The following is a 24,545-nucleotide window of genomic DNA, read 5'->3' on the forward strand; positions in this document are numbered from 1 at the left end:
TTCAATCAAGTAAACAAATACCCGCTTTTGAGGGACGGCAAAGCCGAAACATCCTTGTGATAGCGGCAAAGTCTCTACCCGCTTAGGGCACAAAATTGTTTACTCGTCATCTAAAAGACAATCTAACAAACAGAATAATGACAAACAAAACAGTAAAACAGACAACCTCATTGAGAAGACTGTTCCTCGTTGGCATACTGTCAACAGGACTTGTTCCTCTCTGCGCCACCAGTCCATATAACACGGCTTCAGCACAGAGCGGACAGGCAGCAGAGCAGTCGGACATCAAGATTGTACAAGGCTGCGTCTACGAGAAATCAAATGGTGAGATACTGCCTGGAGCAACCATCTCCATCTACCAGGGAGACAAGCTCTTCACGGGCACGGTGTCGGATGTTGACGGAAAATTCAAAATCAGCATCCCCAACGGTGACTTTGAGATAAGGGTATCGTATCTCGGACTTGTCACACAGACATTCAGCTCGAAGAGCAAGGGACTGGACAAGTTGAACGTATTCCTGGAATCAGACTCGCAGACCATCAACGATGTTGTAGTAACTGGTTTTGTAAACAAGAACAAGGAGTCGTTTACAGGTTCTGTAACCCAGATTAAGGGTGCAGACCTGAAAATGGTTTCCAACACCAATATTATTACCGCCATAGCCGCACTTACTCCTGGCATGGCAATAGTGCAGAACAACTCACAGGGCTCGAACCCTAACCATGTTGAGGAGCTGATACTGCGCGGAACAAGCTCTTTCTCTAACAGCGGACAGGACGTTAACCAGCCAACTATCATCCTTGACGGCAGCGAGATATCAATGCAGGATCTCTACGACCTCGACATGAACGAGGTGGAAAGCATCAACGTGCTCAAGGATGCCTCGGCTACAGCTCTCTACGGATCGAAGGCCGCCAATGGCGTCATCGTCATTACACGAAAACCGATAAAGAACTCTACTGTCAGGGTACAATATAATTTCACTGGGGACCTGCAGTTCCCTATGTTAGGAGACTATAACGTACTCAATGCTGCCGACAAGCTGAAGTACGAGCAGATGGCAGGACTATATGATGCCCAGGGAGCCATTGATGCCACCACCGGACTGCCACTGCAATATGAGCTCGACAACCTATACAACGAAAGATACAAAAGGGTGGCAGCAGGACAGAACTCCGACTGGCTGTCGCAACCAGCACGTGTCGCTTTCTCACACGACCATTCGCTCAGAGTCTACGGAGGTGCAGAAAACCTGAGATATGAACTCAACGGACGATTTGCCGACACACGCGGCGTGATGAAAGGCGACTACCGCAAACGCTACTCCATAGGCTTCAAACTCGACTATTTCATCAAGGATGCCATACAGATTTCCAACCGTACCACATATTCTGAAATAAGCACAAAAGACACACCGTATGGTTCATTCTCACAATATACTCAGATGAACCCATACGACAGAATGTACAACGATGACGGTACTGCCAACACCGACCTCGCATGGGACCTCAACAACCCGCTCTACGAAGCACAGCTCGGAAGCTATTCAAAGGACGGAACGCATACTCTGAACAACAATACTGACTTCAGATGGGACATCAACAGGCAGTTCCGTCTAACCGGTCACCTCAACATAGTTAGCACTCTCGGATGGGGCGACACCTTCACCTCACCCAAATCGTTGTATTACAAGAACGAAACAGACCTTACCAAGAAGGGACAGTTGCTTAAAACCGATACCCGTTCTACATCCTACAATGCCAATGTTGTCGGAACATACAACAAGATGTTCAAGGACAAATCGCTTGTCAGCCTGTCTGCCGGATGGGAGATAAACCACAATAAGAACCGCAGCGAGACTACGGAGGCTATAGGGTTCTTCAACGACAAGCTTTCGTTTATTGGCAATGCGGCAGGCTACCCTTCCGACAGGCAGCCATCAGGCTCGCAAGGCGAAACAGCTACGGTAGGTACTTTCTTTACAGGAAACTACTCGTTCCGAAACAGGTATTTCGTCGATGCCACATGGCGCACAACAGGCTCATCACAGTTTGGCGAGAACAACAGATGGGGAAACTTCTGGTCGGCCGGTGCCGGATGGAACGTCCTCAACGAGAAATTCATGAAAGACATCAAGAAGCATTTCGACATCCTGAAAGTACGCTACAGCATGGGCTATACCGGCAAGGTGACATTCAGCCCCTATCAGGCAATGACGATGTACAAATACCTGAACACCTATGAGTACAAGAACGGCATTGGTGCCGTGCCGCTGACTGTAGGGAACATCGACCTGGCATGGGAACGTACAATGAACTACAACGTCGGTCTCGACCTCTCTATGTTTGACCATCGCCTGAATATCGTTGTCGACGCCTACATCCGCAACACCACAGACCTGCTTCTCGACAAATCGATGCCTCCCTCCACGGGTGTGACAACAGCTACCGCAAACCTTGGAGAGATGCAGAACAGAGGTCTTGAATTCCAAATAGACGGATACATCATCCGAACTAAGGACTTCTACTGGAAGTTGGGAACAATGGGATACATGAACCGCAACAAGATTACAAAGATAAACAAGGCTCTTGAAGAGATTAACAACAAAAACGAAGAGAACTCCAGCTCTTCGCTTGTTCCTCTGCCACAGTATGCAGAAGGCGAGAGTACGACAGCCCTGAAGCTGGTACGTTCTGCCGGCATAGACCCTGCAACGGGAAAGGAGATATACATCAAGCGCAACGGAGAGAAGACTTTCGTCTACGACTCTGCCGACAAGGTGCTCATCGGTGATACGGAACCAAGATATACAGGAACCATTAACACCAACATCTACTGGAAGGGCTTCAGCCTTTACGCCTTGTTCAACATGAGGCTCGGTGCATGGATATACAACACCACAAGGGTAAGCAAGGTAGAAGGAAGCAATCCTAAGTACAACGCAGACCAAAGGGTATTCGATGACCGTTGGAAGCAACCCGGAGACATAGCGAAATACAAGGACATAGCCGACAGCTCACGCCCGGAACAGACAGACCGCTTCGCTGAGAAGGAAAATACTCTGACACTTGGCTCACTGAACCTCAGCTATGAGTTCAGCGACCAGACATGCCGCAAGCTCAGCCTGCGCAATCTTAGGTGTGGTCTTAACTTCACCGACATCCTCAGACTGTCTACCGTGAAGATAGAACGAGGCACAGACTACCTCTACAGCCAGGGCGTAGAGATGTTCGTTAGTCTCACTTTCTAATGTATTACACATTATTATATATATAGCACCAACATGAAAAGAACTTTAGGAAATATAATATTGGCAATAAGCGCACTGGTAGCCACGACATCGTGCGATGGCTATCTCGACATAACTCCCGAGGGTCAGGTGAAGCGCGACGAGATGCTGTCTACCAACGAGGGTGTTGAGGATGCTCTTTATGGAGTGTATGCCCAACTGCGCTCTACATCCCTTTACGGTCAGGAACTGTACTTCCAATCGCTTGAGGTAATGGCAAACAGCCTGTACTGCTACGGCAACGACGCCATTGCCGCGCTTGGCAAATTCAACTACACAGACACCCGTGTTAAAAACGTCTTTGCCTCGGTATGGACGGATATGTATGCCAACATATCCAATGTAAATAGCATCATCAACAGCCCGCTTGTTGAAAACGCCACCTCCTACCCTGCCACCATCTACCGTGGAGAGGCTCTGGCATTGAGGGCATTCATGCACTTCGACCTCATGAGGCTCTTCGCAGAGCAAATAACCGTTAACCCCAATGCCGACGGCATACCATACAAAAAAGAATTCTCGTTAGCCATTCCTGACTTCGAAAAACTATCAGTCAACTATGACAATGTTCTCGCCGACCTTAACGAAGCCGAAAGGCTATTGGCCGACGAAGACTCGCACAGGGACGAGACCGCATTCATGTCCGACCGGCAGATACACTTGAATATCCATGCCGTAAGAGCACTGATGGCAAGGGTATACCTCACCATGGGCAACAAGAGTAAGGCTCTGGAATATGCCATGAAAGTGATTGATGGAAGCGGGCAACAGCTGAAAACAAAAACAGAAGTCCAGAACGACCTCGCAGGCGTGCTGTCAAAGAAGGAATGCCTGTTTGGTGTCTACTACTCCAACTTTTATTCGGTGGTAAGCACAAAGCTTCAGCAGAGGATATCTTATTCCTCGCTCGACATCCGTCCCGACTTCATGGAGACATACGAGGACGGCGTGAGCGGTCTCGACTATAGGACCAACGCCTATTTCACATCCGTAGACCAGGGTGGACAGCCGGTATACAGGCTGTCGAAGTTCACAGACATCTACGAGCTCGATAACAATGCGTCTGCACGTCCGAAAGACCTCATACAGGGCATCAACATGATAAGGCTTCCTGAAATGTACTACATTGCTGCGGAATGCCTGCTCGACACCGATTACGAAAAGGCAGTCGCTCTTTTCGATGAGGTAACGACAAGCCGCGGCCTTGAGCCTTTCGATACCGAGAATGCCACACTTACCGTCAACGACATCAACAAGGAACGCTTTAAGGAATATATAGGCGAGGGACAGACATGGTTCAACATGAAGAGACAAAATCTCACCATATCATCATACGACAACAATACAACTTACCGTCCGGAGGACGGCATCTATGTTGTACCAATACCAGATGCCGAGAAGGAAAATAGGAATTAAGCAACGAGGGATTAAGAAAGAATGGGGCTACCCCCCTATCTCCTCTATCCCCTCTATCTCCTCTATCTTATCTATCTCCTCTACCCCCTACCCCCTAAAAAACAAAAGAAAGAACAATGAACATCAAGAAACTAACAATAGCACTTGCTACGGCAGCAGCGGCAATATCATGTAGCGAAACCGACTACATGACATTCGACTCTGCCGACTCGGGTGTATACTTCACAAAAGATACACTCACCTACTCATTCAGCGTCACTCCCATCGAGATAAAGACGTACACCTATCATGTGCCTTTCCGCATCATGGGTCCAACCAGCAAGGAACAACGCAAGGTGAGCTTCATCATCGACCCGGCGCTCACAACAGCCAAGGCTGGTGTGCAGTACAATATTGGCGAGGCCATAGTGATGCCCGACTCTATCAACGGCTACATTCCTGTAGAGATACTGCGTGACGGACTGGAAGGCAACTATAGCGACGGCTACGTAAAGTACAAGCTGCAACTCACACTGGCTGAGAACGAGTATTTCAAGCCTACCCTTGACTCGGCAAGCCAGACACGCACGCTGACATTTGACAATGCCATAGAACAACCTGAATGGTACAACGCACATGGTGACAAGGTGTGGAACACATCACAGCTCGGTGTATGGCATCCGTATAAGTTCATCAAGATGGTGGAGTACTTCCATGCCATTGCCGATATCCAGCCGGAGACCTATAAGAAGATGGTGGCTGCCTATGGTGAGAACCTTGAGCATATACCTTACGGCGACCCTTATGTTTATGCCACAATCTTCAAGAAATACATTTACCAGCCGATGTACGAGTTCTTCAACGACCCGGCCAACCGCGATGACATATTGGCTGCATACCCCGACTTTCCATTCGATTTCCCTAATCCTTATGGCGTATGACACTCAGGAAGAATATAACAACCATACTTTTCGCCGCCCTTGCGGCATGCATGCTGACAGCATGTTTCAGTGACGACACAACAAATGGCGACCGCCCCTTGTGCGAGATTACCATCGACGAGGCCTCGGTAAAGACCGTCTACAACATCTACAAGAACGAGACTCTGACCATCACACCCGTCTGCTCGCAAACCAACGGCAACCTGCCACTCACCTATACCTGGGAGGTTGGACAGGAGGTATACAGCCATGAGCCACAACTCACCTTTGTAGGCAAGGAACTTGGCAGCTGGCAATGCAGGCTCATAGTTGAGAACGAGGATGGCAAGACTTTCTTCCCGTTCAAGCTCAATGTCAACTCCCCATACGAGGAGGGTATCACCATACTGAGCTGCGACCCACAGGGCAAGCCCATGCTCTCGTTCATGCAGGAGCCTGAGGACGGACAGAAAGCCGAGTTCTATGATTACGACTGCTTTGCGATCAACAATCCCGACGAGCACATGGCTTCCTATCCTGCCGACATTGTCCAGAGCGGCGGAAGCCTTATCATAGCCTGCCAGGGAGCAGGCACGGCAAGTGATGTGCCCACCATATACTACCTCAACGAGAAGACCATGGTAACGGAGAATATCGTAACTGTGAAAGAGTTCCCAGACTTCAAGCCTACCATTCTGGGCATTCCGTCTATGGACGCTTCGGGAGTAGCCTACCCCATTCTCTGTGAGAACGGCAACACATACGAGTTCTCTACAACAGAAGGTGCTATCGTAAAACCTACGAAGCTGAAATACACCTATGCGCAGAACATGATTGTGCGTGACAACGGCACGGGCAATAACTACGAGCTGCTGTTGTGGGACAACGAGATTGGCGGCCTGCTACAGATATACAATGGCTATGGGCCATATTATTGCAGCAAGACCTACCATCTGACACGCGAGAAATGCAATGGTACGGAAAACTATTTCGATGGCCGCACATTATGTAAGATGGTACTCGTGAGGATGACTGACGAGCAGGCCAAGACCAATGATCCTCAGGCACTCGTAATAGCAAAGACGGCAACAGGACTGGTACAGAAGGTTGTTGTGAACACCTCTTTCTGGAAGTACAACTTCGACACTGCCGAGACAGTGCTTGCCGACAACGGAGGAGTGAAGATGGCCAACATCAATACATGCCCTGTATCTGAGACTACTCCCGCCATCGCCAACATGACCTACTATTCCATGCTCTATGCTGACGGCAACAAGGTGATGAGATGGAACTACACCACTTCGCAGCTGATGAACAAGGCCGACGTACTGCAGACCGTAGGCAGCGACAATGCCATCATTACAGGATTTGAGATAAGCCCCGACCACGAGCGTACTTACGTAGCATTCTACGAACCTTCACAGCAGGGCAAGAACGGTAGCCTATGGATCATCGATACGGACAAAGGCACCATACTCGAGAAGCATGACAACATAGCCTACCGGCCTGTGAGGATGATATACAAGAAGAAATAGAATTATCAGCAAGATATATCCGGCAACGACAAAATAAAAACACAGCTATGTCAAAAACCATCATGTCTGCCATGCTTGTGTCACTGCTGTTCAGTGCCACAAGCATGGATATTAAAGCAAAGACTAAAACCATGCAGTTACGCATCATAGAGACCTCAGACGTTCACGGGAGTTTCTTTCCGTATGACTTCATCACCCGCAAGCCCAAGCAGGGCACCCTCGCACGAGTAAGCTCATACATAAAGGCGCAGAGAAAGATGTACGGCGACAAGGTGATACTGCTTGAAAATGGCGACATCCTCCAAGGACAGCCCACCTGCTACTATTACAACTATATTAATACGCAGGTACCCAACGTGGCATCGAAAATCATGAACTATATGAATTACGACGCCGCTACTATTGGCAATCATGACATAGAGACCGGGCATGCCGTATATGACAAGTGGGCTTCGGAAGTGAACTGCCCCATGCTTGGTGCCAACATCATTGAGACAGCTACAGGCAAGCCCTATTTCCTTCCCTACACCATCATCAACCGTGAGGGAGCAAAGATTGCAATAGTCGGACTAATTTCCCCGGCTATTCCCAACTGGCTCACGGAAAATCTATGGAGCGGCATGCGTTTTGACGAGATGGTATCATCCGCCCGCCAAACAATATCTACCCTGAAGGAAGAAGAACATCCCGACATAATCATCGGACTGTTCCATAGCGGAAAGGAGGGCGGAATAACCACCGACACTTACACGGAAAATGCATCCTTGGAGGTTGCTGTCAAGGTTGCAGGCTTCGATGCGGTATTTTTCGGCCACGACCACACTACGTTCGCAGAAACAATAACCAATGACGAGGGAAGAGAAGTACTATGCCTCGACCCTGCCAACAATGCCCGATATGTGGCCCAAGCTGTCATTAACATGGAAAAGCACAAGGGCAAGTGGACGGTAACCGAAAAGCATGGAGAGCTGGTGGATGTAACCAACCAGCCGATAGACGAGGATTTCATTGCACATTTCAGCTCCGACATAGAAGAGGTAAACAGGTTCGTTGGACGAAAGATTGGAGAGTTTGGCAATACGATAACATCGCAGGAATGCTTCTTCGGCAGCAGTGCCTTCACCGACCTGATTCTCAACCTGCAGTTGCAGATAACGGGAGCCGATATTTCCTTCAACGCTCCATTGTCATCAAATGCCACCATAGCCGAAGGTCCCGTATACGTCTCCGACATGTTCAACCTCTATAAATACGAGAACCAGCTATACGTAATGCGCCTCAAGGGTAGCGAGATAAGAAAGCATCTGGAGATGAGCTACGACCAATGGGTGAACACAATGCGCAGTGCCGACGACCACCTGCTGCTCATTGAGCGCAAGAAGAGAAACAATATCGAGAAGTGGGACTTCCGCAACATGACCTTCAACTTCGACAGCGCGGCAGGCATCGACTATGAGGTAGACGTCACCAAGCCCGACGGGGAGAAGGTACGAATACTTCGCATGTCTGACGGCAGGCCGTTCAGCGAGGACGAATATTACAAGGTGGCCGTGAACAGCTATCGTGGCAATGGCGGTGGCGAATTGCTGACCCGTGGTGCCGGTATTCCGCACGACAGTCTGGAGAGCCGCATCATATACCGTAGCGAGAAAGACCAACGCTATTACCTGATGAAGGAGATAGAAAAGCTCGGAACCATTACGCCAAAAGCCAACAACAACTGGCGTTTCGTGCCCGACAGCCTCGTTGCTCCAGCCGCCAAGCGCGACTACGACCTGTTGTTCGGGAAAAAGGATAAATAAAAATCACAACAATCAGACCTCATCACCATGGCATACTATTTCATCTTCTGCAAAAGCGACATCCTGCTGCAGCGCAATGATGACGGGACATATACCATACCACTTTCCGACACTCCTCCCTTAGGTGTCAAGCCCTGGACGCACATCATGAAAGTGGGCAATATGGATGATGGTATAGGTTCTGAAGCCTACTACATAGACAATCCTGTTACCGATGATCCGCGCTACGAGATGTGCGGTCTGCGCCAGTCGTTCTACAAATTGCCGCATGAGTTGTATCTTATGGCCGGCAAATGCCACGAACTTCTCTACTGGGACTCAACGACAAAATTCTGTGGTGTATGCGGTGCCCCAATGAAGATGCATACCAACATATCAAAGCGTTGCACGGAGTGTGGCAAGGAGGTATGGCCACAGCTTGCCACAGCCATCATCGTACTCATACACCGGGGCGATGAGGTGTTGTTGGTACATGCCCGCAACTTCCGAGGCAACTTCTTTGGTCTCGTGGCAGGATTTGTGGAGACTGGTGAGACATTGGAGGAGGCCGTCCACCGTGAGGTTATGGAGGAGACTGGACTCACTGTTACCAACCTGCGCTATTTCGGCTCACAGCCATGGCCCTTCCCCTGCGGCCTTATGGTTGGTTTTAATGCCGACTACGTAAGTGGAGACATTCATCTGCAACGTAGCGAGCTGGCATGCGGCGGATGGTTCAGACGCGACAATCTGCCCCAGATACCCGAAAAGCTGAGCATAGCACGCAAAATTCTTGACGACTGGCTGGAAAACCCATAGCTTTAACATAGTTTCACCCCTTTATTCTTTATCTTTGGAATTATTCTGTTAACTTTGCATAATAAAAATTCTAATCAATGATAAAGAAACATTATGATATGAGACACCATCAGCTTATCGTATCAGCCATTTTCGCTTTAGCATTATCGTCATGCTTCAAGGACGAGGCTCCCAATGCCGAATGCGACATCATAGAAGCCTGTCTGCATGTCGACAATCCCACAGACATATTCTACAACCCCACCGACACTCTGGTGAGGGTGCTTTACACCGACGACAACATCAGTTTCAGTGTCAGGCGCAAGGCTGATCTCACGTCATTGGCTCCTACATTCCGTATCACCGATGGTGCTACCATCAGTCCTGCCAGCGGTTCCGTGCATGACTTCAGCAAAGGTCCCGTCATCTACACCGTAACATCTGAGGACAAGGAGTGGAGCCGAAGTTACAAGGTATCATTCATCCCCGTAATACGTACCAGCAAGGACACTCTGTCATTCAATTTCGAGGACTATCACCTTGACAGCAAGGGCAAGTATTATATATGGTGCGAGAAGCACGAGGATGGCAACATGTACGACGACTGGGCAACAGGCAATGCCGGCTATGGACTCACAAACGGAAGCGCAGGCCCAGAGGCATACCCGTCAACCGTTCTTGATGAGGGATATGAGGGGAAAGGAGTAAAGCTCGTCACATGCAGCACAGGACCATTTGGCCAAATGGTAAAGCTTCCGCTGGCTGCGGGGAACCTGTTCCTCGGCACCTTCGACATGAGCATAGCACTAAAGACTCCACGATTGGCAACGGGCTTCGGACTGCCTTTCGACAAGAAGCCGAAGACCTTCACCGGTTATTACAAATACACACCGGGTGAGAAGTTCCAGAACAAGGACGAGTCAATCGTTGAGGGAAAGGTTGACGAGGCGTCGGTATATGCCATACTCTACCGAAACCACGACGAGGACGGCAACCCCGTAGTCCTCAATGGTGACAATGTGCAGACAAGCCCACTCATCGTTGCCAAGGCCATAGCAGCCAATATCGTTCCCACAGACAAGTGGACACAGTTCACAGTAGACTTCAGCTACCTTGAGGATTTCGACCTCGACTTGCTTGAGAACCGCGGCTACAACCTTGCCGTAGTATTCTCGTCAAGCGCCGATGGAGCATTCTTCCAGGGAGCCATAGGCAGTACTCTGTGCATAGACAACGTTAAGATAATCTGCGAGACTGTCGAATAATATTCACCAACTCTACAATATCCAATAATAATGAAGAAACTGTTCACCACCATACTGCTTATACTGGCAACGACCTATGCCAACGCCATCAGCCTTCCAGACAGCCTTAACTATACGGCACGCATAGGCTACAACATTGGCGGAACGGCACCTATAGGGATGCCCAACACCATCAGGAAGCTCAACAAGTATACCTTCAAGACCAACATCTCGTTTGGACTCGATGTGCAGAAAGACCTGTGGGGTAAATGGGGACTGCTGACAGGCCTCCATATCGAGAACAAGGCCATGGACATAGATGCCACCGTGAAGAACTACCACATGGAGATGGTGAAGGGAGGCGAGAGCCTTGAGGGTATGTACACAGGACGGCTCGTCACCAAGTGCGAGGAGTGGATGCTTACCCTCCCAGTCATGGCTACCCTACGCACAGGCAACGTGCTTCTGAAGGCAGGACCATACATCTCCTACCTTGGCACAGGCACTTTCGAAGGCTATGTCTATGACGGTTATCTCAGAGAAGGAAACCCTACGGGAGCAAAGATAGAGATGGGCAACACCGATGGCTCACGAGGCACCTACGACTTCAGCGACCACATGCGCCACTGGCAATTCGGCATTGACATAGGAGCCGACTGGCAGCTTACCAAGCGCTGGGGAGTATACGGCGATATCACATGGGGACTTACCGGAGTACACGAAAGCTCATTCAAGACCATCGAGCAAACCCTATACCCCATATTCGGAACTGTCGGAATAACGTATAAACTCAAATAGAGGAAAACTATACAACCAAAAATAACCATTCATAAAGAAAGGATTAACAGCATGAAAAAGATTTTTACTCTTTTATCTATGGCCATAGCATTCAGCACCTCTATGGCTCAGACTACAACAGAACAGGAGTGCGCTCTCGCAGTACTCCTAAACGGCAACCCTGCTGACCCACAGCAGAAGGTTGTAACAACAATTGAGGACAACGGCAAGTATACCCTACAGCTCAAGGACTTCATACTCTACTCGCAAGGTTACCCAATGCCTGTAGGAACTATAACTGTAGAGGGCGTTGACGCCGAGACCGCTGATGGTATTACTACACTGAAGACAACTCAGGACATAACAATTGCGAGTGGCAGCGATGAGTCACAAATGTGGATGGGCCCAACACTGGGTCCTGTGCCAATAACACTCTACGGAACCATCACTAATGGTGTTCTCAAGGCATCTCTTGACATTCCGTTTGGAGCACTACAGATAAATGTCTTCATCAACAGTGCGGCAACCCAGGTGGGCAACTCCGGTTTCGAGGACTGGCACACAGCCACATACAACAAGAATAGCAGCGACGAGCCTAACAGGTGGCACTCTTTCATGAGCAGCGGCGGTTCCCTTGCCTCTGCTGTTGCCGGCAATACCCATACCTACATCTCTGATGACGTACGTCCAGGAACAGAAGGTACGAAATCAGTCAAGTTGCAGTCATGTTCTGTTTTAGGCTTTGTTTCCGCCAATGGCACTTTGACTACGGGAAGGCTTAACGCTGGGAACATGGATGCTTCAAACACAGCCAACCACTCTTTTATCGACATGTCCAAAACTGACGTTGACGGCAATGGCGACCCATTCTACTCAATTATAGAAGGTCGCCCGGACTCTCTCGTGGTATGGCTCAAATTCCATCCCGGTGCTAACAACAAAAACCCGCAGGCCCTTGTCAGCGCTGTCCTTACCGACGGAACCTTCTATCAGGATCCTGAAGATGCCAATACAACCTATAACAACGTTGCAGCCAAGGCATACAGCAATACCATTGAGAGCAATGGCGAAGTATGGCAGCGCATCAGTCTGCCATTTGACTACGAGACATATGATGCCAACAATGTTTCTCCACGCGCATTGCTTGTGACAATATCTACCTGCGCTACTCCCGGTGGCGGTAGCAAGTCCAGCTCAGACCCTGACGTCCTCTACATCGACGACTTCAGCCTCATCTACAATTCAACCATCAATGGCATTAGCGTATGTGGCAAGGAAATAGCAGACTTTGATCCAAATACAACAGCCTATGAGGTAGAGGTAGAGAAAACACCGGTGGTGTCTGACTTCGTATGCACTAAGGCCCGCGAGGAGCAGACCGTCAATGTCACTATTGAAGATAATGTTGCCAACATCCTCGTTATGAGCGAGGACCTCAAGTCGTTCACAACATATACAATAAACATTAAGGTAAAAGAAGATACTGGTGTAGATACCATCAATACCTCTGTAGACAAAGCGGTCACCAACACCTACGGCATCAATGGACAACAGTTGCCACAAGGAGCAAAGGCTCCCGTAGTAATCCGCAAATATTCTGACGGAACCGTAAAGAAGAGCGTCAGATAGGCATCCTCACATAAACGGCATACCAAGCATAGGAGGGTTCCGCAATGGTTCCCTCCTATTTTCATTTCCCCATATCAATTATCATGAGAAAAAAAATACTTTTGTCTGCAGTAACTGTCGTTGTCATCATCATCACCGCGATAGCTGGAGCAAGCGTCTACATGCTTGACTACTCTCTTGCCTCCGACCCCAACAGGCACGACGTTGACAGCGCATACAAAGTCCTATACCATCAGATACCCGACATGAAGCCGTGGATAGACAGTCTCCGCAACAGGAAACTACTCAGGGACACATTCGTAACCATGCCGTCAGGCGAGCGCCATCATGCCATCCTACTTCGTAACGATTCCGCGCATGGCAGGACAGCCGTCATCGTACACGGATATAAGGATTGCAGCATAAAGTTCCTCTATCTCGGTAGGATGTACCATCGTGATCTTGGCTTCAACATCCTTCTTCCCGACCTGCACGGCCATGGACTCAGCGAAGGCGACAACATACAGATGGGATGGAAAGACCGTCTCGACATTAAGCGGTGGACAGAGATAGCAGCCGGGACTTTTGCCGACTCCACACATGGAACCTCTGTAGTAGTACATGGTGTTTCAATGGGAGCCGCAACCACCATGTGTCTGTCGGGAGAAGCATTGCCAGACTATGTGAGATGCTTCGTTGAGGATTGCGGATATACCAGTGTGTGGGACGAGTTCTCGGGACAACTCTCCGAACAGTTCAGACTTCCCGAGTTTCCCCTATTGTACTCAACAAGTATTCTCTGCCGCCTTGTCAACGGCTGGAGCTTCGGCGAGGCCTCACCGTTGAGACAGGTTGCAAAGTGCAATCGTCCGATGCTGTTCATACATGGCGATGCCGACACCTTTGTACCATTCAGCATGATGCAACGCCTTTACGATGCGAAAAGAGGGGAAAAGGAAATGTGGATTGCCAAGGGTACGCACCATGCCGCATCGTATCTTGACTATCCACATGAATATACCGAAAAGGTGAGGGATTTTCTAAACGTCGCAACACTCCATGACTAACCGTATATCCTCGTAAGTGACATTGCCGGGGCAAGCAGCCTTTATTGCAGATGTCGTAACAGGCTCACCCTTGTCTTTACATTCTTGCTGCACTTTCTCAGCACAACGGCAGATGATAAGTCGTTTCTCTTCGTCGATAATGTCGGAGATATGCAGGATGCCGTCACGCACGTAGCGTGCAAGATGGCTTAATATCGTAGAGCGTGTGAGGTTTCTCTGGCTTGCTATGGTATCTATGTCGTTGCCTTCACGGAAGAGCCTGTACGATTTCTCCCACGTTTTCTCAACGGGAGCCTTTGGCTGTTTGGGTTTCCGTTCACGTTGTCTGTTGCCTGATGGTTTTCCTTTTCCCTCGTCAATGGCATCCATCACTGCCTTTCGCTTTTCGTCAAGATAGACGGCGGTAGAGAAAGGCTTATCGGACATTGACTGCAACAGCAACACCTTTGTACGCCACGCTGTCTTCAGGTCTCCGCCTGTCTCCTGCATACGTTTCTGTGCATATTTGTTGTCTGTTCTGGCTGCAAGTGCAAGCGAAAGAGGACGTGTCAGGACAGTAATGAGGTTGTCGGAGAAATAGTCTGCACTCCTCTGCGCACGCTCGATGAATGCATCACCGTGGAGCTGGTCTGTCGACATCAGTGCCATAGCATGTTGCCATTTTAGCGATACGTCGACTATCTTCTTGCGCAAGTCGTCGAGAGCTATACGATGGCACGAGGCAAGGTCGGAGAACGAAGCAGGGAAATACTCGACAAGTATACGCAACACGGCTTCTTCAAGACGCAGGATATTGGAGAAGTCGAACAGTTCGTAAAGCAAGGCACGATGGTATTCATTCTTGAGGTCGGGCAATACGGCAATGCTTCTTTCCGCCTGCTGCTGTTGGGCTGCCATATAGTTATCCACGACGGCATCTCCTATTATGGCACCCTGCCCTATCTGTGATGACAACACAAGACCTTCGAGCGTGCGGCATCTGCTAAGAGCCACATATACCTGTCCGGGCGCAAAAGACCTGCCGGCATCTATTATGGCACGGTCGAATGTCAGTCCCTGGCTTTTGTGTATAGTAACAGCCCATGCCAGTCGCAGTGGATACTGCTTGAACACTCCAAGCACTTCGGTCTCTATCTCCTTGGTCTTGTCGTTCACGGTATACCTTTCGTTCTCCCATTCCTGCTTTTCCACCACTATTGCCTCAGTCTGTCCCGTTCCAAGCACACGTATCTCTGAGTCGTCGGCATAGACAACCCTACCTATCATACCGTTATAATACTGATGTGCTGATGTCGGGTCGTTTCGCACGAACATGACCTGCGCTCCAACCTTCAACGTGAGTTGCCTTGATGTAGGGAAGGAGATTTCGGGGAAGTTGCCCGTTATCTCTGCATCGTATGTGAACGAGCGTCCCGGCAGGCGTGCCAGTTCGGTATCATTCAGATGCTCTGCCATGCGGTTGTGAGTGGTCAGACGTATATATCCGTCTTCTGCCTTGGGCGTGAACGATGGTATAAAACGTTCGTTGAGTCTTGCCAGTTCTGCGGCAGAGAGGTTGCCTTCGCGCACACGGTTCAACAGTTCGACGAATGTGGTGTCTTGCTGACGATATATTTTCTCGAGCTGTATGGTGACATAGTCGACCTTTGCCAGAGCCTTGCTGCCAAAGAAGTATGGCGTTGAATATGTATTGCCCAGTACGACCTCATCTTCGGGTGTCACGACAGGTGTGAGCTGTGCAAGGTCACCTATCATAAGGAGCTGTACTCCGCCAAAGGGTTTGCGCCAGTCACGGAAATGTCGCAACACGGCATCCATGGCATCAAGGAGGTCGCATCTCACCATCGATATCTCGTCTATGATTATCATATCGAGCGAGGATATTATCTTTCGTTTTTCCTTGCCGAAGCTGAACATGGTCTTGACGCTGGTACCGGGAAGATAGGGCGACAACGGAAGTTGGAAAAACGAATGTATTGTAACCCCACCGGCATTTATGGCAGCCACGCCGGTAGGAGCAAGAACAATAGTCTGCTTGCTGCTCTTGCGTACCACAGTCTTCAGAAACGTGGTCTTACCTGTACCAGCCTTGCCTGTTAGGAAAACGCTGCGTCCGGTATGTTCAATGAAATCCCATGCCTGCCTGAGCTGTGTGTTATCTGTTCCCATTTCTTTCCAATAATTATTTGTTTACTTTTCCCATCGGTCATTGACAATAGGTTCGTATATACTTCGCTCTATGAAGTAAACATTCAAGTCTTTCAACTTGCAAAAGTCAAGTTACTATAACCTTTCCGGCTCTACTGTTTATAGCTTTCCTCCAAGAAACGTACTGCAAATATAGCCATAATGGCGGACTTACCAAAAAGTTTTCACAAAAAAAACATAGCAAGTAACGACTCTATGGAAAAACATGGGGAAAGATACGCGATGAGCAAGCCAAGTTCCTCGCATTCGTTTGTTCCAGCGACAGCGAGACCATGAAGAGCATGAAGTTACTGCTCGCCTCTGTGCCAGAGATGTGTTCACTCAGGAGAATGCAGAGCGTTGGCAAACAGAATATGCTCTTCACATGCAGGCTGCCGGCTTTGATCTTGAACGTAGCGTTCATGGTTCAAAGTCTAAGCACATGGATCCTGCGGTCTATAATGCAATCAAAGAAGAGGAGGCGAAACTGGAAGCAGAGAAGGATGGACTCAAATTGCAGAAAGAAGTGTTGGAGGATGAAGTCGAAACATTACAGTCAGAAAAAGACGCTTTGACTATTGAGATTGAAACTCTCAACCGGGAGAAGAAACAAGCGGAGACAGCTGTAAAGAGTCTTCAAACAATGTGCAGAAATCTTACTATTCAAAAGACTCTGCTCACCACTGAACGGACAGAACTCCAGAGTCAGTTGTCCGAATGGAAGATTACACTTGACGAATACAACCGCAAGAAAGATGATTTTGAAAAGCAGATTTCTAATTGCGACGTAAAGCTGGCTGACAAACAGCAGAAGCTCGAACAAAAGATGAAAGAATTGCAGGACATCAAAGACAAGGTGAACTTCTACGATGTTGCTTATGTCCGCTTTGATGTGCCAGAGATTAAGGTGAAACCTCCAAAGATTACAGAGCGTCCACCTCGCTTTGGGAACATTGACGATTGGACGAAGGCTCAGAACGCAGCCATCAGCGAGCAATTCCATAATGCTCTCAATTCATTTGGCAAGACTGTCATGGATGCAGCCAAGAATAGCATTCTCGGAGAACGTAAGTTTCGGTTGATGAATCAGCGCGACATGGAGAAACTGAACGAGGATTATCACACAGAGAAGTATCTCCGACATCAGCAGATACTTGAAACGCTTGATCTTCTCGCCCTCTTTGAGAAACCTGATACGGCAAAGCTGATTCGAGAGGTCGCAGTTGCTCTCATGGGAGGTCGCAATGTCAACACACCTTGTGCTGGTGGTGGTTCTGTAAGTAGCGAAACTGGCTGGGACGGTCGCAATAAAGATGAGGAGAACGAGGACTTCCGACTCCGTTGTTGGCTTCATGCAGCAAAGACCGTCAAGACTTCGCGATATGTGCCGACAAAGAGGAAAGGGTATAGCCGATGATATGCTGTTTATAGAGCACTCACATCAGATGGAGAAAGGTGTGAGTGCCTTCTTTACTATACGTATTCGAGCATCATGTTCGTTTTTACAGGTCTCTCCCTCATTTTTTTCTCACACAAAAAAAATATTGCAGATTGTCGCTCCGTTCTTGCGATAGTCTGCATATATTTTTATAACTTTGTAGTCAAATAATGACAATTCTTTAGAGCAAAAATCTATTTTAATTAGAGTAATCTCTGATGAAAGCAGAGGAAGAACAATGTTTTCAGTCTAAGAAGACTGACTCTTCATTGTATAATGGGCGACCGACTGGCACCGGTACACAGTGTCACAGTGTTGGAGCAGCATCCCGCACTCCCTCCATCTCCAAATACAAGGATGGGGTGTCGGTAGAGAATGTCCATATACCAAATAAGCACTGGTTCGTATTAAGACTGTCATACGGCAGAGTATTAAAAGCAAAGGCAGTTGTCGATGCCTGCCATATAGAGTGTTATGCCTCGATGCGTCAAAAGCAGATTACGAAGCATGGCAAGAAGCATATCATCACCGAGCCTCTTATCTCATCCCTCATTTTTGTCCACACGTCACAGGAAGAAGTCGATGCAATGCTCCACGAAAATATTCAGCGGTTGCTTGGTGGCTACGGCATATATACCCAAGGAGGCGATAAAGATTAAAAAAATTATTGATTATGAGAAAAAGTAAACTTGTATTATTGTGCGGAGCAGGCTTCCCTATTATGTGGGGCAGCCCTACATCCGACTCCTTGACAGAGACCATTAAAAATTATATCAGAGAGGGACTTAGCAATAATAGCACTCTTTGCAATAAACTTATCAACAACGATTCCTTTGAATCCATCTTGGCTGCAATTGAATCATTGCTATATTATAGCATTGATGATTCCAATAGTAGTTATTTGGCTTCATTCTTTAAGTGTACAGAAGAAATAGACACTGATTCTCTGTGGGATATCTACCAAAAGTGTATTAACGCTATCATACACGAAGTCGAAAAATACGAGAACCGAGTTCTACAAGATGAAACCGCAAGAAAGTCAATTGTTTCACTTTGGGAGGTGTTGAATAAGAAGTTTGAAAACATAAGTTATTATACTACTAATTACGATGAAATATTGCCTTATGTAATTAATAGTGAATATTCATGCTTAGAAGCAACTAAGTCTTACAATATAGAACAGTTCTCCAATCTCCATGGTTCTATTCATCTATGTAAGAAGTGGAATGGACAAAGATATGAAGTAAAACATACAGATATAACTAGCATCTTTAACTATGCTCTGGCAAATGATGGTGGAAATCCTAATGAGTTAATGATTTTTTCTCCAATTATTACAGGGAGAAATAAGACACAAAGACTTATGGATCAACATTTTTTTCGTAGTATAGTTTCTTTTGCCCACGATTTGAGTGAATGTGCTGTATTAATCATAATTGGATACTCTTTTTCGGATCCTCATATCAACATGCTTATCAAAGAGTACACATCTTTCGACAAGACAAAAGTTTTGGTTGTTGACAAATTATCCAATGTCAGTGAGTCGTCTTTGTTCAACAAGCTAATACAGCTAATTCCAATTCAATCAAAGTACACTCCAGACAATTCTTCTGATGATTGGTTCTCCTATAATAACTCAACCGTAAAAGTATATAAAAGAGGATGCGAGAATCTATTCGATCACGCAACATTCATCAAAATCTGTAAAAGTATATGCAATACCCTTTAATCTCAGAATATATTGAAGCAATACGCTCCGCAGAAGACAACTTTGATAAGTTAACCAATCTTCGACCTGAGCTTGACGCTAATGGCAATCCCGTTATGTCAAGTGGAAACTTTGCTGTCGTATTCAAAATGAAAGACATAGAAACGGGAAAAATGTATGCTGTCAAATGCTTTACCCGTGTGCAAGAGGAACGAGAGGAAAGGTACCGAGAAATAATAAGAGTATTGGATGAAATCAAATCACCATATTTCGTTTCCACGCATTATTATGATAAAGAGTTATTTGTTGACACTTCACAAAGTGATGAAACAGAATTTCCTGTGCTTATTATGGATTGGGTGGAAGGTTATCCAGTTGACCAATTTATTCAAGACAATATTTCAAACAAATACAGGCTTCAACTTTTAACTTATAATTTTTGTCAGTTAGGAGTTTGGCTATTATCACAGCAAATAGCACATGGGGATTTAAAACCTGATAATATAATAGTTAGAGAAGATTTTTCATTAGTATTGGTGGATTATGATGGTATGTATGTACCTGCATTTGACGGAAAGTCTGCACTTGAGAATGGAAGTCCAGATTTCCAGCACCCAAATCGTTCAATATCTACATTCAATCGCAATATAGATGATTTTTCTATCGCATTGATAGCCCTATCGTTAAAATCTGTTGCACTATCACCTACACTATACGAAAAATCGAGATCTAACGCATTAATAACATCTGCTCGTGATTACGCAGACCTAAGTAAGTCAGATACTTTGGTGTCTTTATTGGCATTATCCAACAATAAAGATTTCGCACAATTATTTTCTTCATTCATTTTGGCATATTCAAACAAAGAATTATATCCCAAATTCCATACACTTATTGCAATAGAAGAACCACTTCGGTCAAATGTCACTGATGATGATATTGAGAATTCATTTACTGATGAGCTTGGAATAAGGTTTAGCAATGACAGAAAACGTCTTATTAAATTCCCGGAAAAATTAGCGGTTAAACAATATGAAGTCCCCTCAGGAATTGAAGTAATTTGCGATTGGGCTTTTTCCAAAAAGTCTAAATGTGGAATAATTGGCATAGATTATCCAAATGCAATCATATTACCAGAATCTTTGAGAATGATAGGCTTTGCTGCTTTTGGTTGTTTGCCGATATCAACTATGATAATACCAGAGAATGTTGAATATATAGAAGATTATGCTTTCGCTGGTTCTGAAAGCCTAAAGGAAATAAAGCTTTCATCCAATTGTAATTATTTAGGCAAACATGCTTTTTATAATTGTATGAATCTTATTGATGTCTATCTTCCCCAAAAAATAGAAATCATTGAAGAGGGGTTGTTTTGTGGATGTGAGTCATTGGAAAAGATTTACATACCTGATAAAGTGCGATCGATTAAGGAAGCTGCTTTTCAAGGTTGTCTCTCCTTAAAAAAAATCAGATTTCCAAAAAATATTGAATCAATCGGAAAAGATGCTTTGAGGAATTGTGCAAAACAATCAAGTTATAATACATATAAACATAATACGTTTTATGAACGTAAAATGTATTCTGAGTTTGCCGGTTATCAGCCAACTGACATATTGACTATTGTCACAGAGTGTGAAAGAACTGTTTTTAGTAACGTAATAGCTAGCAAGAATTCTCCATATTTGATGTTTGAAAAATCGGTTCAATTGGAATTATTCTATCACCAAAAATGGAACCTAAAAGACAAAAGAAAGTTTTCTGAAGAGGAATTAAATGCTGTATTATATGCGATAGTAGTTAAAACAGACTATGGCTATTCTGTAGAATTCCACATGAAATCAGGAGGTCGTACTTATATTCCATTGTCTTATGACTCAACAATACAAGAGGGTGATATTATTCACTTGGATAAAGCCTATGTATTAACTCTAAGCAAATTAGGAGAGAAAGACCTATATCGTGTTGAGTATAAAGAGAGTTAATGACACTAAAAATTATAGTATCAGGGTGTTCTAATGAACAGACAAAACAAATGAGTACTCGCCTGTTGTGGCTAAAACACTATTCCAATGATTAAGATAGAATCTAAAAGAAAGAAAATAGAGAATATCCTCAAGAAATATCCCAACGCCATCATTGCGGATGTGACAAGTCAGGCGAAGGATGGATTGGTTAGGTTGAGTCCGTTCTATCCGCATGGTGGTATTCCTGTACCATTCAGCGAGGGATATACGGCAACTTGCGTGGAAGGTATATGGCAAGGGCTGAAGGTATTTGAGAATGAGGGTATTGACATATCCATATTTCTCAATGACACCATGAAGGACATTAAGCGAACAGTGCGTAAACATGGACGAGTGTTGGGACATCGGAAAGGTGTGCATGGAACAGAAATCTTAGGATATGTGGAGGCAAAACATCAGATTTACATTCCTGCATACCGATGGATGTTGGAGCACAGGGCTATGTATATTATTGAACGGCTACGCAAGGCAAGCGAAACAAAAACGATTGTCTTGCTGGACTACAATACATGCTGCAATGTTGACGATGAGACAAAGCCACTCTCTCATGCCTACCTCGTCAAAGCTTATGCAGAAGGGCTCTATCCATTTGATGACCTCAAGCTTCCAGAGGAATGAGGAAGTAAGAGTCTATTCCAACACACAATATCCACAAACAATCTTTACAAATATGCAATACCCATTAATATCAGAATATATAGATGCCATCCTTTCGGCAGAGGACAATATGGCGACGTTGAAAAATCTGAGTCCAGTATTGGATGACAGAGGACGTCCTGTGATGTCGTCAGGCAACTTTGCAGTAGTTTTCAAAATGAAGAGCGTTGACACTGGTCGTTGTTATGCTATTAAGTGCTTTATCAAAGATCAGGAAGGCCGTGCTGAGGCGTATAAACGGATTCCTGAGGAGTTGGAATTCGTTTCTTCTCCTTATCTTATGCATGTTCAGTATCTAGAGAATGAACTGTTTGTTGATACCACTCAAACAGATCAAGAAGAATTCCCTGTTCTGAAGATGGAATGGATGGAAGGAAAGCCTCTGGATGCATATCTGCGCGAAAACCTATATGATAGTTATGCTTTGGAGATGCTGACCTATAGGTTCTGCCGAATGGGAGCATACCTTCTTTCTCAGCCTTTTGCTCATGGAGATCTGAAACCGGACAATATCCTTGTGCGTGAGAATGGCGAATTGGCATTGGTGGATTATGATGGAATGTTCGTACCTTCGATGGAAGGACAGAAAGCTCGTGAACTTGGCAGCCCAGACTTCCGTCATCCTCTGCGTGACGAGGATCAGTTTGATAGCCATATCGATGACTTTGCCATTGCAAGCATGGCATTGTCTTTGAAGGCTATTGCTCTTGATCCTTCATTGTTGGAGAAATATGGTGCAGCTGATCGCTTGCTGTTCTCAGCTGAAGATTATAGAAATCTTGGAGAGTCCAATGTCTTGATGGCATTAGTATCATTATCATCTGATGCCACTTTGGCATCCTTGCTTTCCGCATTTCTTTTGGTATCTGCAAAGAATAATCTTTCTATGTTATCCTTCCGCTTGTTTGCAATTACCAAACCAGAGAAAAAGCAAATAGAACTTAGTACAGAAGTTACGAAAGAGGACTGGGCTAATGCTGTTGAAGATGAATTTTGTGTAAAGTATAGTAAGGACGGACTTAGACTGCTTAAATCCAATAAGAACATTAAAAACTATGTAATCAAAGCAGGAACAAGAGTTATTTGTGATGGGGCTTTTTGGGGATGCAGGGATCTCACCTCAGTCACGATTCCTAATTCTGTGACAAATATTGGAAATATTGCTTTCAGGAATTGCAGTGGCCTCACCTCAGTCACGATTCCTAATTCTGTGACAAGTATTGGAGAAGATGCTTTCGAAGATTGCAGTGGAATTACACATACAATTATTGTAAACGATATGTTTGTCCTTTTACCAAAGAGTTATGAAGGTCATTATTCTATACCTGAAAATATATCAATAATAATTGGAGGAGCTTTCAATGGATGCCATGGCCTCACCTCAGTCACGATTCCTAATTCTGTGACAAGTATTGGAGATTGGGCTTTCTTCCGTTGCAGCGGCCTCACCTCAGTCACGATTCCTAATTCTGTGACAAGTATTGGAAAAAGTGCTTTCTCTTTTTGCAGAGGCCTCATCTCAGTCACGATTCCTAATTCTGTGACAAGTATTGGAGTTGCTGCTTTCTTTAAATGCAGCAGCCTCACCTCAGTAACGATTCCTAATTCTGTGACAAGTATTGGAGAAGATGCTTTCGTTTATTGTAGTTCTCTTAAATCTATAATTATCCCTCCAGGTACTAAACAAAAGTTTGCTAGATTTCTCCCGGACAATAAAGATAAACTCGTAGAACAATGATCATCATAGAATCAAAACGAAAAAAGCTGGAGAATATTCTGAAGAAATATCCAGGTGCTCTGATAGTGGATGTGACAAGTAAGGCAACTGACGGGCTTGTAAAGTTAAGTCCATTCTATCCGCATGGTAATATTCCTGTGCCATTCAGCGAGGGATATGCGGCAACTTGCGTAGAAGGAATATGGCAAGGGCTGAAGGTATTTGAGAATGAGGGTATTGACATATCCATGTTTCTCAATGACACCATGAAGGACATTAAGCGAACGGTGCGTAAACATGGACGAGTGTTGGGACATTGGAATCAAGGCTTATGCAGAAGGGCTCTATCCATTTGATGACCTCAAGCTTTCAGAAGAAACAGAAAAAAACAAAGAAAAC

At 46.0% G+C, this 24,545-nt stretch carries 18 protein-coding genes; 17 read left to right on the forward strand and 1 reads right to left on the reverse strand.

Features of this window, described 5'->3' with window-relative positions:
* The first annotated feature begins 137 nt into the window (after positions 1-137).
* The 10 genes from CIL02_RS02665 to CIL02_RS02710 all read left to right on the forward strand — a co-directional run bounded on the left by CIL02_RS02665 (position 138) and on the right by CIL02_RS02710 (position 14,415).
* Complete coding sequence (locus CIL02_RS02665) at positions 138-3,251, forward strand: SusC/RagA family TonB-linked outer membrane protein (protein WP_094398932.1); 3,114 nt, start codon at positions 138-140, stop codon at positions 3,249-3,251.
* A 33-nt stretch (positions 3,252-3,284) separates the two neighbouring features.
* Positions 3,285-4,706 (forward strand): RagB/SusD family nutrient uptake outer membrane protein, encoded by a 1,422-nt coding sequence (locus CIL02_RS02670; protein ID WP_094398933.1) that lies wholly within the window; start codon positions 3,285-3,287, stop codon positions 4,704-4,706.
* A 116-nt stretch (positions 4,707-4,822) separates the two neighbouring features.
* The gene (locus tag CIL02_RS02675; RefSeq protein WP_094398934.1) at positions 4,823-5,626 is read left to right on the forward strand and encodes a DUF4843 domain-containing protein; all 804 of its coding nucleotides are present in this window, start codon (positions 4,823-4,825) and stop codon (positions 5,624-5,626) included.
* Positions 5,623-7,140: a PKD-like domain-containing protein gene (locus tag CIL02_RS02680; protein WP_094398935.1), complete on the forward strand. Its 1,518-nt coding sequence runs from the start codon at positions 5,623-5,625 to the stop codon at positions 7,138-7,140. Before CIL02_RS02675 ends, CIL02_RS02680 begins: the two co-directional genes overlap by 4 nt.
* A 47-nt stretch (positions 7,141-7,187) precedes the next feature.
* The gene (locus CIL02_RS02685) at positions 7,188-8,942 is read left to right on the forward strand and encodes a bifunctional UDP-sugar hydrolase/5'-nucleotidase (RefSeq protein WP_371588844.1); all 1,755 of its coding nucleotides are present in this window, start codon (positions 7,188-7,190) and stop codon (positions 8,940-8,942) included.
* A 27-nt stretch (positions 8,943-8,969) separates the two neighbouring features.
* Entirely contained in the window at positions 8,970-9,740 is a 771-nt protein-coding gene (gene nudC / locus CIL02_RS02690; protein WP_094398936.1) for an NAD(+) diphosphatase, read from the forward strand.
* 77 nt (positions 9,741-9,817) lie between these two features.
* The gene (locus CIL02_RS02695) at positions 9,818-10,984 is read left to right on the forward strand and encodes a PCMD domain-containing protein (RefSeq protein ID WP_240513502.1); all 1,167 of its coding nucleotides are present in this window, start codon (positions 9,818-9,820) and stop codon (positions 10,982-10,984) included.
* A gap of 30 nt (positions 10,985-11,014) precedes the next feature.
* Entirely contained in the window at positions 11,015-11,761 is a 747-nt protein-coding gene (locus CIL02_RS02700) for a porin family protein (RefSeq protein WP_094398937.1), read from the forward strand.
* A gap of 51 nt (positions 11,762-11,812) precedes the next feature.
* Entirely contained in the window at positions 11,813-13,369 is a 1,557-nt protein-coding gene (locus CIL02_RS02705; protein WP_094398938.1) for a calycin-like domain-containing protein, read from the forward strand.
* 83 nt (positions 13,370-13,452) lie between these two features.
* Positions 13,453-14,415 (forward strand): alpha/beta hydrolase, encoded by a 963-nt coding sequence (locus tag CIL02_RS02710; protein ID WP_094398972.1) that lies wholly within the window; start codon positions 13,453-13,455, stop codon positions 14,413-14,415.
* Here CIL02_RS02710 and CIL02_RS02715 read toward each other — a convergent pair.
* A complete protein-coding gene (locus tag CIL02_RS02715; RefSeq protein WP_094398939.1) occupies positions 14,389-16,584 on the reverse strand; it encodes a helix-turn-helix domain-containing protein in 2,196 nt (731 codons plus the stop codon). The two genes, CIL02_RS02710 and CIL02_RS02715, sit on opposite strands and share 27 nt — an antisense overlap.
* A gap of 352 nt (positions 16,585-16,936) precedes the next feature.
* Here CIL02_RS02715 and CIL02_RS02720 point away from each other — a divergent pair, with 352 nt between their 5' ends.
* The 7 genes from CIL02_RS02720 (at position 16,937) to CIL02_RS02750 (ending at position 24,502) form a co-directional block, all read left to right on the forward strand.
* Positions 16,937-18,019 (forward strand): hypothetical protein, encoded by a 1,083-nt coding sequence (locus CIL02_RS02720; protein ID WP_141210092.1) that lies wholly within the window; start codon positions 16,937-16,939, stop codon positions 18,017-18,019.
* A gap of 239 nt (positions 18,020-18,258) precedes the next feature.
* A complete protein-coding gene (locus CIL02_RS02725) occupies positions 18,259-18,699 on the forward strand; it encodes a transcription termination/antitermination NusG family protein (RefSeq protein WP_094398941.1) in 441 nt (146 codons plus the stop codon).
* A gap of 14 nt (positions 18,700-18,713) precedes the next feature.
* The gene (locus CIL02_RS02730) at positions 18,714-19,769 is read left to right on the forward strand and encodes an SIR2 family protein (RefSeq protein ID WP_094398942.1); all 1,056 of its coding nucleotides are present in this window, start codon (positions 18,714-18,716) and stop codon (positions 19,767-19,769) included.
* A 95-nt stretch (positions 19,770-19,864) separates the two neighbouring features.
* A complete protein-coding gene (locus tag CIL02_RS02735; RefSeq protein ID WP_256387543.1) occupies positions 19,865-21,730 on the forward strand; it encodes a leucine-rich repeat protein in 1,866 nt (621 codons plus the stop codon).
* An 87-nt stretch (positions 21,731-21,817) separates the two neighbouring features.
* Positions 21,818-22,390 carry a hypothetical protein gene (locus tag CIL02_RS02740; protein WP_206073463.1) on the forward strand — a complete coding sequence of 191 codons (573 nt, stop codon included), beginning with the start codon at positions 21,818-21,820 and terminating at the stop codon, positions 22,388-22,390.
* Positions 22,391-22,442: 52 nt separating this feature from the next.
* Positions 22,443-24,167, forward strand: coding sequence for a leucine-rich repeat protein (locus CIL02_RS02745; RefSeq protein ID WP_170934988.1), 1,725 nt, complete (start codon positions 22,443-22,445; stop codon positions 24,165-24,167).
* A complete protein-coding gene (locus tag CIL02_RS02750; protein ID WP_094398946.1) occupies positions 24,164-24,502 on the forward strand; it encodes a hypothetical protein in 339 nt (112 codons plus the stop codon). Before CIL02_RS02745 ends, CIL02_RS02750 begins: the two co-directional genes overlap by 4 nt.
* The last annotated feature ends 43 nt before the right edge of the window (positions 24,503-24,545 follow it).

It is taken from the genome of Prevotella sp. P3-122, assembly GCF_002251365.1.
Lineage (GTDB): Bacteria > Bacteroidota > Bacteroidia > Bacteroidales > Bacteroidaceae > Prevotella.